The 14,347-nt window shown below is 68.7% G+C and carries 17 protein-coding genes; 7 read left to right on the top strand and 10 right to left on the bottom strand.

Annotated elements, in window-relative coordinates:
• Nucleotides 1–32 precede the first annotated feature (32 nt).
• From AC5Y4N_RS02815 to purF, 4 genes are all read left to right on the top strand, one after another.
• On the top strand, nucleotides 33–1,715 hold the full coding sequence (locus tag AC5Y4N_RS02815) for an alpha/beta hydrolase (protein WP_499907464.1): 1,683 nt from the start codon (nucleotides 33–35) through the stop codon (nucleotides 1,713–1,715).
• The gene (locus AC5Y4N_RS02810; protein ID WP_499906889.1) at nucleotides 1,715–2,338 is read left to right on the top strand and encodes an Rv0804 family intramembrane glutamic endopeptidase; all 624 of its coding nucleotides are present in this window, start codon (nucleotides 1,715–1,717) and stop codon (nucleotides 2,336–2,338) included. The genes AC5Y4N_RS02815 and AC5Y4N_RS02810 overlap by 1 nt, the downstream gene beginning before the upstream one ends.
• Before the next feature lie 11 nt (nucleotides 2,339–2,349).
• Nucleotides 2,350–2,739, top strand: a complete 390-nt coding sequence (locus AC5Y4N_RS02805) for a sterol carrier family protein (RefSeq protein WP_499906887.1) — start codon at nucleotides 2,350–2,352, stop codon at nucleotides 2,737–2,739.
• A gap of 119 nt (nucleotides 2,740–2,858) precedes the next feature.
• Complete coding sequence (purF, locus tag AC5Y4N_RS02800; RefSeq protein WP_499906885.1) at nucleotides 2,859–4,400, top strand: amidophosphoribosyltransferase; 1,542 nt, start codon at nucleotides 2,859–2,861, stop codon at nucleotides 4,398–4,400.
• Here purF and AC5Y4N_RS02795 read toward each other — a convergent pair.
• On the bottom strand, nucleotides 4,380–5,720 hold the full coding sequence (locus tag AC5Y4N_RS02795) for an NAD(P)H-binding protein (RefSeq protein WP_499906882.1): 1,341 nt from the start codon (nucleotides 5,718–5,720) through the stop codon (nucleotides 4,380–4,382). The genes purF and AC5Y4N_RS02795 overlap by 21 nt on opposite strands.
• Nucleotides 5,721–5,787: 67 nt before the next feature.
• Here AC5Y4N_RS02795 and AC5Y4N_RS02790 point away from each other — a divergent pair, with 67 nt between their 5' ends.
• On the top strand, nucleotides 5,788–6,516 hold the full coding sequence (locus tag AC5Y4N_RS02790; protein WP_499906880.1) for a class I SAM-dependent methyltransferase: 729 nt from the start codon (nucleotides 5,788–5,790) through the stop codon (nucleotides 6,514–6,516).
• A 91-nt stretch (nucleotides 6,517–6,607) separates the two neighbouring features.
• The gene (purM, locus tag AC5Y4N_RS02785) at nucleotides 6,608–7,681 is read left to right on the top strand and encodes a phosphoribosylformylglycinamidine cyclo-ligase (RefSeq protein WP_499906878.1); all 1,074 of its coding nucleotides are present in this window, start codon (nucleotides 6,608–6,610) and stop codon (nucleotides 7,679–7,681) included.
• Between the two features lie 19 nt (nucleotides 7,682–7,700).
• Here purM and AC5Y4N_RS02780 read toward each other — a convergent pair whose 3' ends face one another.
• A complete protein-coding gene (locus tag AC5Y4N_RS02780; RefSeq protein WP_499906876.1) occupies nucleotides 7,701–7,874 on the bottom strand; it encodes a DUF3073 domain-containing protein in 174 nt (57 codons plus the stop codon).
• Between the two features lie 136 nt (nucleotides 7,875–8,010).
• On the bottom strand, nucleotides 8,011–9,129 hold the full coding sequence (gene ygfZ, locus AC5Y4N_RS02775; protein ID WP_499906874.1) for a CAF17-like 4Fe-4S cluster assembly/insertion protein YgfZ: 1,119 nt from the start codon (nucleotides 9,127–9,129) through the stop codon (nucleotides 8,011–8,013).
• Between ygfZ and AC5Y4N_RS02770 the strand changes: the two genes are divergently transcribed.
• The gene (locus AC5Y4N_RS02770) at nucleotides 9,128–9,979 is read left to right on the top strand and encodes an aminodeoxychorismate lyase (protein WP_499906872.1); all 852 of its coding nucleotides are present in this window, start codon (nucleotides 9,128–9,130) and stop codon (nucleotides 9,977–9,979) included. The two genes, ygfZ and AC5Y4N_RS02770, sit on opposite strands and share 2 nt — an antisense overlap.
• A 337-nt stretch (nucleotides 9,980–10,316) precedes the next feature.
• Here AC5Y4N_RS02770 and AC5Y4N_RS02765 read toward each other — a convergent pair whose 3' ends face one another.
• The 7 genes from AC5Y4N_RS02765 to lmeA all read right to left on the bottom strand — a co-directional run bounded on the left by AC5Y4N_RS02765 (nucleotide 10,317) and on the right by lmeA (nucleotide 14,199).
• A complete protein-coding gene (locus AC5Y4N_RS02765; protein WP_499906870.1) occupies nucleotides 10,317–10,967 on the bottom strand; it encodes a heme-binding beta-barrel domain-containing protein in 651 nt (216 codons plus the stop codon).
• 221 nt (nucleotides 10,968–11,188) lie between these two features.
• Nucleotides 11,189–11,491, bottom strand: coding sequence for a DUF1416 domain-containing protein (locus AC5Y4N_RS02760; protein ID WP_499906868.1), 303 nt, complete (start codon nucleotides 11,489–11,491; stop codon nucleotides 11,189–11,191).
• A 2-nt stretch (nucleotides 11,492–11,493) separates the two neighbouring features.
• Nucleotides 11,494–12,327 (bottom strand): sulfurtransferase, encoded by an 834-nt coding sequence (locus tag AC5Y4N_RS02755; protein WP_499906866.1) that lies wholly within the window; start codon nucleotides 12,325–12,327, stop codon nucleotides 11,494–11,496.
• Nucleotides 12,306–12,794, bottom strand: a complete 489-nt coding sequence (locus AC5Y4N_RS02750) for a DUF4395 domain-containing protein (RefSeq protein WP_499907462.1) — start codon at nucleotides 12,792–12,794, stop codon at nucleotides 12,306–12,308. The genes AC5Y4N_RS02755 and AC5Y4N_RS02750 overlap by 22 nt, the downstream gene beginning before the upstream one ends.
• 63 nt (nucleotides 12,795–12,857) lie before the next feature.
• Complete coding sequence (locus tag AC5Y4N_RS02745; RefSeq protein ID WP_499906864.1) at nucleotides 12,858–12,947, bottom strand: Ms5788A family Cys-rich leader peptide; 90 nt, start codon at nucleotides 12,945–12,947, stop codon at nucleotides 12,858–12,860.
• Between the two features lie 14 nt (nucleotides 12,948–12,961).
• Nucleotides 12,962–13,402, bottom strand: coding sequence for a thioredoxin family protein (locus tag AC5Y4N_RS02740; protein ID WP_499906862.1), 441 nt, complete (start codon nucleotides 13,400–13,402; stop codon nucleotides 12,962–12,964).
• Complete coding sequence (lmeA, locus tag AC5Y4N_RS02735; RefSeq protein ID WP_499906858.1) at nucleotides 13,399–14,199, bottom strand: mannan chain length control protein LmeA; 801 nt, start codon at nucleotides 14,197–14,199, stop codon at nucleotides 13,399–13,401. Before lmeA ends, AC5Y4N_RS02740 begins: the two co-directional genes overlap by 4 nt.
• Between the last annotated feature and the right edge of the window lie 148 nt (nucleotides 14,200–14,347).

The following is a 14,347-nucleotide window of genomic DNA, read 5'->3' as shown; positions in this document are numbered from 1 at the left end:
CCGACGTCGAGCAGACCCGCCGACGCCATCCGGTGCTGGTGTGGGCGTGGGGGTTGGTCCGGCTCGACTTCGTCGGTGTCGCGGTGGGCGCGCTGTTCTTCTGCCTGTCACTGACGCCGTCGCTGCTGCCGCGGGACTGGTTGTTCCAAGGTTTGATCGGCGGCATCAACGCCGGCATCGGCTACGGCCTCGGCGTGGTGCTGGCAAAACTGTTGCGGCCCTTCATAAGACAGCGGGACTGGTGGCCGCCGAGCCCGCGGGTGCTGTACGGGCTGAAGGCAGCCACGGTGGCGTTGTCCGCGTCGGCCAGCGTGCTGATGATCATTCCCGCGGCGGCCTGGCAACGGCAGGTGTCCGAGCTGATGGGCATCGAGGGCCCGTCCACCGTGGGCTATCTGCGCACGCTGCTGATCGCGCTGGTGGTCGGCGGCGTGCTCGTCGGGGTGTCGCGGGTGCTGCTCGACACCGTCAAAACCCTGGCCCGCTACTTCATTCGGCGGTGGCGCGTCAACGACGAGGTCGCGCTGTTCATCGGCACCGCAATCGTCGTCGCGGTCGTCGTCACCCTGGTCAACGGTGTCCTGTTTCGCGGGTTCATCGCCGGGGCGAGCGCGATCTTTCAGCCCCAGAACCTCAGCACCAAAGAAGGGGTCGTCCAGCCGAACCAACCCGAAAGGTCAGGCAGCGCAAGTTCTTTCGCCGACTGGGATACGCTGGGCTACCAGGGCCGGAACTTCGTGGCCACCGGTCCGCACGCCGACGAGCTGACCGAACTCAACGGCCGCCCTGCCAAAGAACCCATCCGGGTCTACGCCGGACTCGCCACCGCCGACACCGAAGACCAGCGGGTGAACGTGATCCTGTCCGAACTGCGCCGCACCGGTGCGTTCGACCGCAAGCTGCTGGTGATCGTCCCCACCACCGGCACCGGCTGGGTCGATCCGATCGCCGCTCGCGCGATCGAGTCCATGTACAACGGCGATACGGCGATCGTCGCGCTGCAGTATTCGTATCTACCGAGCTGGATCTCGTTTCTGGCCGACCGGCAGACGTCGATGAACTCCGGCAAGCACCTGATCGACGCGGTGCACGGGCTTTGGGCCCAGCATCCGCCAGACCGGCGGCCCAAGTTGGCGCTCTACGGCGAGAGTCTCGGCTCGATGGCGGGTCAAGCCGCGTTCGGGTTCCTGCCCGACATCGAGCAGATGGGGTTCTCGTCGGTGCTGTGGGTCGGCCCGCCCAACGCGAGCCCGCTGTGGCATGCGCTGACCGTGCGTCGCGACCCCGGCACTCCGGAGGTCCAGCCGCGCTACGACAACGGACGCACGGTGAGGTTCTCGCAGGGCTACGACGTGGCCCAGGTCACCGCACCGCCGTGGCGGGGCACGCGGGTGTTGTTCCTGCAGCACGCTTCCGACCCGATCGTGTGGTGGTCGCCCGATCTGCTGTTCGACCGGCCCGACTGGCTGCGTGAACCACCTGGCTACCACCGCACCGCGACGATGCGGTGGTACCCGATCATCACGTTCTGGCAAGTCGGGTTCGACATGACCAATGCGGCCGGCATGCCGGCGGGCCACGGCCACAACTACGGCAACAGCGTGCTGGACGGCTGGGCCGCGGTCGCCCCGCCGGAGGGCTGGACCGCCGCCGACACCGAACGCATCCGGCGCGCACTGGAGAAAGCCGAAGCGGCGGGCGGTCCCGAATTCTGATGCGGCACAACACGTTTCGCGGGATTAAAACCCTCGCACTGGCAGCGGCTCTGCTTGCCTGGCGCGCGGTGCCGCGACGCGATCCGCTGCTGCAGGCCGCACTGGCCGCTGGCCTGGTGGTGGCCGTCAAACCGCCGCTGGGTCTGCGGCCGCCCGCGCTGTGGACGGGGTTGCGCCTCGGTACGGCTGCGGCGGTCGGTATAGCGGGGGCTGTCGCGGCGAGCACCGCGATCCCGCAGGTGCGCAATCACATGGCCGAGCGCGGCACGCCGACCAGGCCGGCTCGTTGGCTTTGTCTGCAGATCCCGGTCGGCACCGTGTGGTCCGAGGAGTCCGCCTACCGGGGAGTGCTGGCGACGCTGGCCGCCGACGCGTTCGGGCGCCGGACCGGGCGGCTGGTGCAGGCGGTCGTGTTCGGGTTGTCGCACATTCCCGACGCGCGTGCGGCAGGTGAACCCGTGATCGGCACCGTCGCCGTCACCGGCGCGGCCGGCTGGGCCTTCGGCTGGCTGGTCGAGCGGTCCGGCAGCCTGGCGGCGCCGATGCTCGCCCATCTCGCGATCAACGAGGCCGGCGCGGTCGCCGTGCTGACGACGCGGCAGCCTGCCCGCCGAACGCCGTAGGATCCCGCGGCGTGCCCTCCCGTCGACCCGTCGATCCCGCGCAGACGCGCGCCGCGGTGCTCGCCGTCGCCGACTGGCTGCGCGACGGCTCGCTTCCGCAACCGGGGCGTGAGCAGCTGGCGGCGGCGGTCCGGCTGACCGCTCGCACCCTGGCCGCGTCGGCTCCCGGCGCCACCGTCGAACTCAGGATTCCGCCCTTCGTCGCCGTGCAGTGCATCACCGGGCCGCAGCATCGCCGCGGCACCCCGCCCAATGTCGTCGAAACCGACGCCAGAACGTGGTTGTTGTTGGTCACCGGCCTGGTGTCGGCGGTCGAGGTTGCCGAGTCGGGTGCGCTGCAGCTGTCCGGCTCGCGCGCCGGTGACATCGCGGCACATCTGCCACTCGTCGCGCTCCCGTGAAATGGATGCGCCGGAAATTGTGTTGAATCGCTCGCGACACCACGCCGCGCTTTTCGTGACTTGACCGTGATGACCGTAGACTCGGCCATGTCACCGACCCCTCTGGGAGCAGCCATACCGTGACCGGCCAGCACACCGACGGCCCTGACAATCCACCCCGCGAGGAATGCGGCGTCTTCGGCGTCTGGGCGCCCGGCGAGGAAGTCGCCAAACTCACGTATTACGGCCTCTACGCCCTGCAGCACCGCGGGCAGGAGGCGGCCGGCATCGCCGTCGCCGACGGCTCCCAGGTGCTGGTGTTCAAGGACCTCGGCCTGGTCAGCCAGGTGTTCGAGGAGCAGACGCTCGCGGCGATGCAGGGTCACGTCGCGATCGGGCACTGCCGTTACTCCACGACCGGGTCTACCACGTGGGAAAACGCCCAGCCGGTGTTCCGCAACACCGCCGCGGGCACGGGCGTGGCGCTCGGGCACAACGGCAATCTGGTGAACACCAGCGAGCTGGTGAAGAAGGCACGCGACCTGGGGCTGGTCGAAACGCGCCGGCACGGGACCGCGACCACCGACTCCGACATCATGGGCGCGCTTTTAGCTCACGGCGCGGCCGACTCCACGTTGGAGCAGGCTGCCCTGGAGCTCCTGCCGACGGTCCGCGGCGCGTTCTGCCTGACCTTCATGGACGAAAACACTCTGTACGCCGCGCGTGACCCGTACGGCGTGCGGCCGCTGTCGCTGGGCCGGCTGGACCGTGGCTGGGTGGTGGCCTCCGAGACCGCCGCGCTGGACATCGTCGGTGCGTCGTTCGTCCGCGACATCGAGCCGGGGGAGCTGCTGGCCATCGACGCCGACGGGGTGCGGTCGTCGCGGTTCGCCAACCCCACCCCCAAGGGCTGCATCTTCGAATACGTCTACCTGGCCCGCCCGGACAGCACGATCGCCGGCCGCTCGGTACACAAGACCCGGGTCGACATCGGCCGACGGCTGGCCCGCGAGCATCCGGTAGACGCCGACCTGGTGATCGGCGTGCCGGAATCCGGCACGCCGGCCGCGGTCGGTTATGCGCAGGAGTCCGGCATCCCGTACGGCCAGGGCCTGACCAAGAACGCGTACGTGGGCCGCACGTTCATCCAGCCCTCGCAGACGATCCGTCAGCTGGGCATCCGGCTGAAGCTCAACCCGCTGCGCGAAGTGATCCGCGGCAAGCGGCTGATTGTGGTCGACGATTCGATCGTGCGGGGCAACACGCAACGCGCGCTGGTGCGGATGCTGCGCGAAGCCGGTGCTGTCGAAGTGCACGTGCGCATCGCCTCCCCACCGGTGAAGTGGCCGTGTTTCTACGGCATCGACTTCGCCACCCCCGCCGAGCTGATCGCCAACGCGCCGAGGAATCAGGCCGACGAAGCCGAGATGGTGGCGGCGGTGCGGCACGCGATCGGCGCCGACACCCTGGGCTACGTGTCGCTGCAGGGCATGATCGCCGCCAGCGAGCAGCCCGCTTCGCGACTGTGCTGTGCTTGCTTCGACGGTGTGTATCCGATCGAGCTGCCCAGTGAAACAGCGTTGGGCAAGAACGTGATCGAGCAGATGCTGGAGAACGCAGCCCGCAGCGGCGCAGCGGTGGTAGCCGAGAACGACAACGCGTCAGCGTTGCGCCGCCCCTAGCGGCCGCGAAGCGGTAGCGCGGTCCAACACCTCGCGGAAGGTCTGCCGGAACTTCCTGCGGTGCCGCCGAAGCCCGCCGTACCAGTATGCGGACCCGGGAGTCCCCCTGGGGTAGAACAGCATTCGTTGGTGATACGTGCTTCCCCTGCCGGCTACCGTCCCGACCCGCAGCTGCAGCCATGCGACACCGACGCGGAGATCTTTGCGCAGTAGCAGCAGCCGGCCCGGTTCCTCCGACGCGACCCGCCAATCAGCTTGAGTCGCAACGCTTTCGATCGCTGCCCAGAGCTGGTCTTCGCCGGCCGATGTCCACCCCGACCGCTTCAAAGTGTGAACCACCGCTCCTGCCCAGTCCGGGTCGCTGGGCAGCGGTTCGAAGGGTGCGTTGGACCATGACGCCGCGACGCGGCCGTCTTCTATCTCCTTGAGCGCCAATGTGACTGACTCGCGGTAGCCGATCAGCCCACTCGACGGGGGCGGGATCACGGCGTCGATGTCGTGGTTGTCCATCACCGCGTCGCAGTGCAGGGATTCCACCAGCGGCCGGGCCAGGCCCGACGGGATCGGCGTCACCAGTCCCACCCACCAGCTGGCGATTGCCGGGGTGAGGAACGGCACCACGACGATTCCGCGCCGATGCAGACCCGCGACGTCGGCGTAGATCTGCATCATCTCGCCGTACTCGAGGACGTCGGGACCGCCGATGTCCCACGCCCGCGATTCTGCAACGGCGGCAGTGGCCGCCTCGACGAGGTAGTGCAGCACGTCGCTGATCGCGATCGGCTGGATTTTGTTGTGCACCCACTTCGGCGTCGTCATCACCGGCAGCCGGTCGGTCAGGTGGCGGATCATCTCGAACGACGCCGAGCCGGACCCGATGATCACGCCGGCCTGCAGCACCACGGTTTCGATGCCCGAGGCCAGCAGCACCTCGCCGACCCTGGTACGCGACGCCAAATGCGGGGAGAGCTGGGCGCCGCGCGGGTGCAACCCGCCCAAGTACACCAGCCGACGGACACCGGTACGGCGCGCTGCCGCGACGACGTTATGGGCCGCACGCTCTTCGGCCCGCGCGAAATCGCGCGACGTGCCCATCGAGTGCACGAGGTAGTAGACGACGTCGGCGCCGTCGAACGCGGCCACCAACGAGTCCGCGTCGGCAAGATCGGCCCTGACCACCTCGGCGTCGTCACGCCACGGCACGTTCGCGAGCTTGCTGGGCGTGCGGGCCAGTGCGCGCACGTCGTAACCCCGCTCGAGCAGGCGCGGGATCAGCCGGCCACCGACGTACCCCGTCGCGCCCGTCACCACGCAGCGCATCCCGGCTCCCCTCGCGTCGACGCTTCCCGCATGCTATTCGGAGCTGCGGCACGGCAGGATTGAACGCATGACCGCCACGATGCCGCCAGCCCTGAGCCGAGCCCTGGAACTGCTCGCCGACCCTCCGACCGACCCCGATATCAGCAAGGGCTACCTTGACCTGCTGGGCAGCTCCGCCGACGTCCCCACGAACACCGGCGCAATCCAGAAGGTCTGGGCGTCGACGCTCGGGTCGCTGTTCTACGACAACGCGCAGGCATTGGCGCGCAAGCTGTTCAGCGCGTGGCAGCACCCCGTCGACTGGCTGGACATTCCGCGCGGGGGAGTCGCGCTGGACGTCGGCAGCGGCCCGGGAAACGTCACCGCCTCGCTGGCAGAGGCCGCGGGCCCCGACGGGCTGGCGCTGGGCATCGACATCTCCGAGCCGATGCTGGCCCGGGCGGTTCGCGCCAACCGGAAGCCGAATGTCGCATTCTTGCGGGCCGACGCCCAGCGGCTGCCGCTGCGCGACAACACCGTCGATGCCGTGGTGTCGATCGCGGTGCTGCAGCTGGTTCCCGAGCCCGCGGCTGCCATCGCACAGATCGCACGCGTGTTGCGGCCCGGCGGGCGGCTGGCCGTCATGGTCCCCACGGTCGGCCAGCCGGGAAGGCTGTGGCAGATGCTCCCGAACGCGGGTGCCCGCTTCTTCGGTGACGACGAACTCGGCGACATCCTCGAAGAACACGGGTTCGTGGGCGTGCGCACGAAGAATGTCGGCTCGCTGCAGTGGGTGCGCGGGAAGCGGCCGAGCTGAGCACCGGATCGCCCGCCGTTCAGACATCGCGGCGGCACATACCGGTAGCCTTGCACGCGATGATCGAAGTGGCCGGGCGGATCGACGCCACGTGAGCGAACGGGCTCGGGATCCCGGCATCTCGTACGCGTCCTCGGGGGTGGATATCGAGGCCGGCGAACGAGCCGTGGAGTTGCTCAAACCGCTGGCGCAGAAGGCCAGCCGGCCCGAGGTGGTCGACGGTCTCGGCGGGTTCGCCGGGCTGTTCGCACTGAAGGGCAACTACCGCGAACCGCTGCTGGCCGCATCGACCGACGGCGTCGGCACCAAGGTCGCGATCGCCCAGGCGATGGACAAGCACGACACCATCGGTCTGGACCTGGTCGCAATGGTCGTCGACGACCTCGTGGTGTGCGGCGCCGAGCCACTGTTGCTGCAGGACTACATCGCCGTCGGCCGCGTCGTCCCCGAGCGGATCGCGGCCCTGGCAGCGGGCATCGCGGAAGGTTGCGTGCAGGCCGGCTGTGCGCTGCTGGGCGGTGAAACCGCCGAACACCCGGGCCTGATGGCGCCAGACGCGTACGACGTGTCGGCCACCGGGATCGGGATCGTGGAGGCCGACGACGTGCTGGGGCCCGACCGCGTGCGTCCCGGTGACGTGGTGATCGCGATGGCGTCGACGGGATTGCACTCCAACGGCTATTCGCTGGCTCGCCACGTGCTGCTGGAAATCGACCGGATGAACCTCGAGGGCCATGTCGAGGAATTCGGGCGCACACTCGGTGAAGAACTGCTCGAGCCCACCCGCATCTACGCCAAAGACTGCCTAGCGCTGGCCGCCGAGACGCAGGTGCGGACGTTCTGCCACGTCACCGGCGGAGGATTGGCGGGCAACCTGGCGCGGGTGATCCCGCACGGCCTGCGGGCCGAACTCGACCGCGGAACCTGGACGCCGGCGCCGGTTTTCCAGATGATCGCCCAGCGCGGCCGCATCGACCGCACCGAGATGGAGAAGACCTTCAACATGGGCGTCGGCATGGTCGCCGTAGTCAGCCCCGACGACACGGACCGTGCGCTGGCCGTCCTGACGGCCCGTCATTTGAACTGCTGGGTGCTGGGCACGGTGAACAAAGCTGGAAAAAGCAGTACCCGGGTGGAACTTGTGGGACGGCATCCGCGCTTCTGAGCCGGATTCAGCGGGAGGGTCAGCGCCGCCAGTCGCCGCCGTCGTCGTCCCAGCGATCGCCGCTGTCGACGTCGACGTCGTCGGCACCGCCCGACAGCTCGCGTTGGAGCCGCTCGAAATCAGTCTGCGGGGAGCTGTATTTCAGCTCCCGGGCAACCTTCGTCTGTTTCGCCTTCGCCCGGCCGCGGCCCATGGGGGAACCCCCTCGCGCAATAACGGAGCGGCCCGATCTGAAGGCGGCTCCGATCTGAGTGTGTGTTTGTTAGTCCTGCCAACACTTTACCGTGCCCGCGCCCCATGCGCTGTCAGGGCTTGCCCGTCTGACGCACTCACCTGCTGACGCCCCGCAGTCGGTCGACCGCGGCGCGGCCGGCGCCCAAGCCGTCGTCAGCGGGGACGGTGTCGGGGTCGATCGCCACCGCCAGCTCGCCGTCCTCGGTGCCGACCGTCAGCGGTGTGTCGGCCGTCACGCCCCGCTTCACCAGTGCGAGCGCCACGGGGCCGAGATCGACGTGGTCGACGACGGTGCCGACCCGCCCGACGGTCCGGCCGCCCGCGGTGAGCGGCGCTCCGGTGACGGGACGCTTCTCGGTACTCTCCAAGTGCGTCAGCACCAGCATGCGAGGCGGCCGGCCGAGATTGTGCACCCGCGCGACGGTCTCCTGTCCGCGGTAGCAGCCCTTGTCGAGGTGGACGGCGGCACCGATCCAGCCCACCTCGTGCGGAATCGTCCGCTCATCGGTGTCCACGCCCAGCCGCGGCCGCAGCGCCGCCACCCGATGTGCTTCGTACGCCCAGATGCCCGCGGGCCTGACTCCATTCGCCTGCAGCCGCTGCTGTACCGCGGCCACCTGCGCGCGTGGGATCACCACGTCCAGCGCCACGGCCGGACCGTCGGCGCTGGTGGGCATGCGGCGCACGAACCCGCCTTCCGGCAGCGGTGTCACCGCGTCTTGCTCCAGGTCGTCGACACCGAGGGCATTGGCCACCTTGGGGTCGGTGAGCGCGGGACCCAGCAGCGACAGCACCCCGTAGTCGGCGGCTTCGGGGGCCACGTCGGCCCAGAACACCATCCGCTGGAGGTAGGCCAGCAGCGGCTGCGCCCGCCACGGCTCAGTGTCGAGGTAGCTGACACCGCCCAGTTCGGTTTGGAGCCAATGGTCCTCGACGCGGCCCTGGCCGTCGAGGCTGAGGTTTTCGACGGTCGCGCGGTCGGGAAGGTCCGCGACGTGCTGAGAGCAGAGTTTGTGCAGCCACGACAGGCGCTCACCACCGGTCAGCGTGATGACCCCGCGGTGTGAGCGGTCGACGACGACCGCGTCCGTGAGCGCGGCACGCTGTTCACCGAACGGGTCGCCGAAGTGCCAGGTGACCCCGCTGTCGGGGGCTGGCGCTGGAACGGCTGTCACGCATTCAACTGTACGGTCAGCCGTTACGGTGTTGCCCATGTCAGTTCTCGTCACCTTGGACGGGCAGTTCCACGATCCGCAGGCGCCGCTGCTGTTCGCCGACGACCTGGCCGCCGTGCGGGGCGACGGCATCTTCGAAACGCTGCTGGTGCGCGACGGAATGCCATGTCTGCTCGACGCGCATCTGCAGCGGCTGAAGCAGTCGGCCTCGTTGATGGGCTTGCCCGCGCCGGATGCCGACGCCTGGCGCCAGACCGCGGCGGCGGCCTCGGCGCGGTGGGCGGCGCACAGTGCAGACGAAGGCGTCATGCGCTGGGTGTACAGCCGCGGCCGCGAAAGCGGCGGGCCGCCGACCGCGTACGTCACCGTCGGCCGGCTGCCGGACCGCGTGGCGTCGGCGCGCCGTGACGGGCTGGCCGCGCTGACATTGGCGCGCGGCATGCCGACGACGGCGGCGGGCGCGCCGTGGTTGTTGGCAGGCGCGAAGACGCTGTCGTACGCGGTGAACATGGCGGCGCTGCGGTACGCGGCCGAGCGCGGCGCGGGCGACGTGATCTTCGTCAGCACCGACGGCTACGTCCTCGAAGGGCCGCGCTCGACGGTGGTGATCGCGACGCCCGACGGATTGCAGACACCGCCGCCGACGATGCCGATTCTGCATGGCACCACGCAGCAGGCGCTGTTCACCGTGGCCGCCGAGAAGGGCTACCGCTGTGAGTACCGGCCCCTTCGGCTTGCCGATCTGCTTGGCGCGCAAGGGGTTTGGCTCGTATCGAGTATCACTCTGGCCGCGCGGGTGCACACCCTCGACGGCCGGGAGCTACCGGAAGCGCCGCAGGCGGCGGAGCTACGCGAGCTCGTCGACCTCGCGATCGTCAGCGACCGCTGAGCGAAACCTCGAGGCGGTAGGCGACGCGGTCCTTCTTTGCGACCAGCACAGGCCGCGTAGTTGGAACCGTCGCAAGGCGGCCGGCGCGGCCCGGAAGAAAATCGCTACCGGCTCTTTCGGCGTCAGTGGTACCTTCGCGCGTACACGGGAAAGGAGGTGGTCCGAGAATTGATTGGCTTATGGACACGTGAGGTGACTGCCGGCTAGCAGCCGCCAGCGGAGAATCCCCCGCCGGCAGGCGCTGGTAATTCCCCGCAGTCACCCGGCCCCCGAGCCCCCGGTCTGTCCAACTGGGAACCACGGCTCGGGGGCCGCCCCATTTCCGGGTCTTTATGTGTCAGCCCGCGTAGCGCGACAGCCGCGCCGACAGGTGCGGCACCAGGCCGCCGTCAGCGTCGACCCGCTCTTCGACGTAGGCCAGATCGCCGCCCTCGACAATCCCGTAGAGCCGCTTGGCGCCGCCGACGAGCACTCCAGATCGACTGCGCGCCAAAGCATCTGTGACCAATTCCCACGACGACCGGTTCAGCGGGCGGCCGTAGAACAGCTCCACGTAACCGGCCGAATGCGCGAGCAGCAGCTCGATCGCCTGAGTTTCGGCCGGGTCGGCGGGATCGTTGACGAACCGCCAGAAGCCCGTCTCGCGTAGAGCGGGCTCGTCGTACTCGCCGGTGTCGGTGAGCCGCCACGACCGCGCCTCCCAGTTCAGGTAGTCGCGCCCGTCGTGGGAGACGATGATCTGCTGGCCGAAGCGGTAGTCGCCGTGCGGTCCGCGGCCCTCGCCCTCGCCGCGCCAGACGCCGACCAGCGGCAGCAGCGCCAGCAACGCGTCGTGCAGATTGGCGCCCTCGCGCAGGTTCGCGGTGTCGGCGGGCAGCGGCAGGTCTTCGAAGACGGGGATGTTGCGCGACGCCGTCGTCTTGGCACGCTCGGCCGCCGCGGCCACCGCCCGGTCACCGGATCCAGGCTCTGGATGAGATGAGCTCACGAGTCGTCGGAAATCAGTCGGTACACCACATACAGCGCGAACCACGCGATCACCACAGTGCACGCCACCAGCAGGATCTCGTAGAAGAGCACCACGGGCACGAGTCTAGTGCCGGCCGGTCTCGACGCACGGCCGCGCCATGACGAGCGTGCGCTGCGGTACACCGAGCACCGGCGTGTCGGTGTACCGACACGCACCCTCGCGGTGAAGGGGTGGTGCGGTCAGGCGACCTTGACGTCGACCTCGTGGATGCCCGCGCCGTTCGGGGCGACGACCGCGTCGCCGCTGCCCACCGACGACAGCGCCCGCACGGTCCACTGGCCGGGCGCTGCGAAGAACCGGAAGTCACCGGTTGCCGACGCGACGACCTCGGCGGTGAACTCGTCGGAGCTGTCCAGCAGGCGCACGAACGCGCCGCCCACCGGCTGTCCGGAGCCGTCGACCACCCGGCCGGTGATCACCGTCTCCTTTTCGACGTCGACACTGGCCGGCAGCGTCTGTCCTTGCTTTGGTGCAGAGCACATATTCAGCTTCCCAACTCGATCGGGGCCCCCACCAGAGAGCCGTATTCCGTCCAACTTCCGTCGTAGTTCTTGACGTTTCGATGCCCGAGCAGCTCGTGCAGCACGAACCAGGTGTGCGACGACCGCTCCCCGATGCGGCAGTACGCGATCGTCTCCTTGGAGTCGTCCAGACCGGCTTCCGCGTACAGCTTCTTCAGATCCTCGTCGGACTTGAAGGTGCCGTCCTCGTTGGCGGCCTTACTCCAGGGGACGTTGATGGCGCTCGGAATATGGCCGGCGCGCTGGCTCTGCTCCTGCGGCAAGTGCGCGGGCGCGAGGATCTTGCCCGAGAACTCGTCGGGGGAGCGCACATCGACGAGGTTCTTCTCACCGATGGCGGCGAGCACCTCGTCGCGGAAAGCGCGGATGCTGTTGTCGGGCTGCTTGGCGGTGTAACTGGTGGGCTCACGCTGCACGGTGTCGGTGGACAGGGGACGCCCGTCGAGCTCCCACTTCTTGCGGCCACCGTCGAGCAGCTTCACCTTCTCGTGCCCGTACAGCTTGAAGTACCAGTAGGCGTACGCCGCGAACCAGTTGTTGTTGCCGCCGTACAGGATCACGGTGTCGTCGTTGGAGATTCCGCGCTCGGACAGCAGCTTCGAGAACTGCTCTGCGTCGACGAAATCGCGCTTCACCGGGTCCTGCAGGTCTTTGCGCCAGTCCAGCTTGATCGCGCCGGGGATGTGGCCGTTGTCGTAGGCGCTGGTGTCCTCGTCGACTTCGACGAAGACGGTGTTGGGAGCGTCGAGATTGCTCTCCGCCCAGTCAGCTGTGACTAGGACGTCGGAGCGAGCCATGAATTTCCTTTCCTTACCTGACGGTGTCGAATGCGGGCGACCAGCGGATACAGCTGGCAGCCCAGGCAGATGCCGAACGCCGCGTTGAGGAACGCGGCCACCAATGCGAACGCTGTGGCGATCTCGCCGAGCAGCACCCACCCCGCAGCGAATCCTGCTACGCCGAGGACCGCGAACACAAAGCCGACGAGCTGGGCGAACTTGAGCGGCGCGACGGGCTCGCGTTCGGTGACCGGCCCGAGCCAGGGAGCGACGAGCTTGGCGAAGATCAGCCCGTACGGGCTGCGCCGCGGCCCACGCAGTGCGCTGACGGCGAACACCGCGGCCTGCAGCGCGAGGATGACCGCGGCAGCCGACGGACTGACGGCTGACACCAGCAGCGTGACCACCAGGACGCCGCTGGTCAGCCACGCGGCGAACCGGGGACCGCGAACATCTACTTCACTGGTGGTGGTCGACATACAGATACTCCTGTGCTGGACGAGCTGGCTGGAATCGCACGGCTCCGTGCCGCGACGAGCGAGACGCGCTCAGCGGCAACAGCGACAGAAACAACCCGCGGTGCGGCACAGATCGACTGCGCGGCGCTTGGTGAGCATCTGCTCGAGGCGGGCGGACACGTCGGCAAGCTTACCTAATCGCGGTGCGATCGAGCCAACAGCGGTACCAGCTTCGACCGCAGGTCAGCGGGCTTGGGGACGCCGGCCGTGCGGTAGCGCTGCCGACCGTCCGCGTCGAAGATGACCGTGGTCGGCAGCGACAACACCGAAAGACGTTGCGCTGCAACAGGATTCGCGTCCATATCGATCTCCACGTGCGCCACGTCGGGCAGGTCGCGGCACACCTGGTTGACCACCCGGCGCACCGCCGCGCACGGCCCGCACCACACCGCGCTGAAGTGCACGATCGTCGGTCCCGTCCGGGACAGCCCCAGATCTGCGGTGTCCGGCACGGCATCGACTTCAGTGCTGTCCCGCAGCGCCCCGGAACGCCGGTTGATCAGCACCCCGACCACGACGGCCACAGCGAGGGCCGCAGCGATCACCCACAGCACGGCGACCAGAGAAGGCGTCATGACACTGTGAACTCGTCCAGCCGCACGGTTAGTCCCTGCGCAATGCCTTCGATGATCACATCCGAGCCCCGAGCACCCTCCCGGTTCGGGGCGATACCGAACGGCAGCTTCTGGCCTGGCAGGTGCTTGCTGAAGGCGGCGAGCACGGCAGGCAGCTTGTCGTCGGGCACCGTCTGGTCAGCGGTACCCGGGCCGGTGACGATGCCCGTCGCCGTGAACACCAGCGTGGTGTGGTCCGGCCCGGTCATCGACAGGTCCACCGACACGCTCACCCGCTTGCCGAGCCCCGCTGACTTCGGGGTGCCGGTGAAGACCAGGCCGATGCTGCTGGAGATGCCCGACTCCGTGGTACCGCCGGTCGCGTCGTTGGTGTCTTTGGGCGGGGCCTCGACGAGCAGGTCGTTGATACCCATGAACCGGCCCAGATGTGTCGAGTCGATGATGATGCGGCTTTCGGTCTTGCCGACCGGTAGCGCTGCGTGCGGCCGGACAAGCCACGATGCCGAAGTCAGGTCGACGCCGTGCAGGGTGGCCTCGAGGCCGGCCCGGCCGATCACGGGCCGGTCGACCCCGGTGGCCTTGATCTCGACCTCGTCGTAGTGGTGGCGCAGAGCCTGCGGGATGAACGGAAATCCGAGAATGCCGACCCACGGGTCAAAGCCCAGCCCCGCCTCGGCGCGCAGCGTGCGCGCGAACCGGTACTCGGCGTAGATCGCGGTGCCGAAGTCCACTCCGACGCCGCCGGCCACTGCGACCAGCATCACCGTCAGCCCGATCAGCAGTGCGCGCACCCGCACATTCTGGCGGTTCGGCCCGACGAGCAGGCATCCCGGAGGGCTAATTCGCAGGTCGCGCGTTATCGTTAGATTGCTTGAGCGGATGCGGCGAACAGTGATGGCGGCGCAGAAGCGGCAAGCGAACAAGGGTGTCAGCCCGCGGTCGTGC

Source organism: Mycobacterium sp. NGS19 (assembly GCF_059813155.1).
This window is presented reverse-complemented; position numbering and strand designations above follow the sequence as displayed.